Here is a 1,474-nt window from a genome sequence, read left to right as displayed (position 1 = left end):
GTCTCTCTTTTAATTGTTTCTTTTATCTTCTTTTTATTTAATCTAAATGTTTCAACATCTTCCTTGTATATACTTATTTCCCTTAAATTACCTCCATTCCTGCTAAATACCCTTAGCTTTGCCATTATCTTTAATCCCTCTTTACTCCATCCTAATGGCCTACTGCTTAATCTCGCTGATAATACATGGCTTATATGCCCTTCTGCACTGCATCCTATTACATCCTCGTCCTCTTTATATATTACTATCCCTTCCCAGTTATTTAATATATATCTCCTTGCTTCTTTTGCTCTCTCCTTTTCTGTCTTAGTTTCTGCTATATTTATTAACTCCTTAAATATCTCCCTTAAAACCTTCTTATCCCCTTCATTTATCGCTCCCCATATCTTTTGCCTATATTCTTCTCGCTTTGCTGTCCCTCTTATTATGTATTTGTTCAAATGATATCTATCTAATACAAATTTCGCTTTCGGAATCCATTCCATTCCTTCCTTTATCCATCTTGCTCCATCTCCTGCTATGTATATCTTTTCTATGCTCTCTATTTCATAATTGTCATACACATAATTCGCTACATCTATCCATATTTCTTCAGCTTCTACACCAACGTATGCTTTGTAATATACATTCTTTAATTCGTTTCTCCCATTTTTGCTTTGTCTTCCTTCATGTATATATACAAGCCTTGGCATCTCCTTCTTCCCATCCTGCAATGCCACATGATCCTCATCTGCTTCTATGTATAGCACCCTTACTTTCCTCTTTTCTTTTACTTCCCTTTTTACTTCTACTTCTCCTACCTGTCTTATTGCATTAAATACTGTCTGTCTACTTAGTTTCTCCGGACATGTTATTTTACTACTCTCCTCATAGGACATATTAATTGCGTTCTCCACCAGCTTTATCTTTACTTCTTTATCTACCTTCTCATGTTTGCTTATCCCTATAATTTCATCAAGTAAATATCTATATTCCCCATTCTTCTTAGATTTGTAATACGTTCTTGCATATTCTATTTCGCCTAGCATTGTTACAATCTTTTCTTGTCTTTCCTTTCTACTACCCATCCCTTTTCCTTTTTCATCTTCTTTAATCGTTTTATCTAATTCTTCTAAAAAGTCCTTTATTATGTTTGCTCCTAATTCATCAGTCATTTTTTTAACTACATCAACAAGTTTTGTTAAATCCCATTCTTTTGATATAGTTTCTTCAACATTTTTATTAATTTAGTAGTGAAATTTATTAAATGTTGTTGTATAATATTATTCAAAAGAGACACCCCTTATTGGTTTGTGTTGTTTTTCTACTTTATTTTATCACAGGGGTTGTCTCTTTAAATTTTGTCTTTTTCGTCCTACAATAATTTACACTATGMTATATTGATGATATCAATATATAGTGCCAGAAACAGTTTATTTATAACGCTGAATATATCGTTAACATTTATATTAATTCCTAATGATGATTTAACAAT

At 32.0% G+C, this 1,474-nt stretch carries 1 protein-coding gene; it reads right to left on the bottom strand.

All coding sequences use genetic code 11. The annotated features are described in order from the left end of the window. On the bottom strand, positions 1–1,154 hold a 1,154-nt coding region (locus CAAU_RS13295), incomplete at its 3' end, for an ISLre2 family transposase (RefSeq protein WP_051004431.1). Positions 1,155–1,474 lie beyond the last annotated feature (320 nt).

This window comes from Caloramator australicus RC3 (genome assembly GCF_000297115.1).
Lineage (GTDB): Bacteria > Bacillota > Clostridia > Clostridiales > Caloramatoraceae > Caloramator > Caloramator australicus.
The sequence above is the reverse complement of the archived record's forward strand: the minus strand, read 5'-3'. Positions and strand labels throughout refer to the sequence as shown.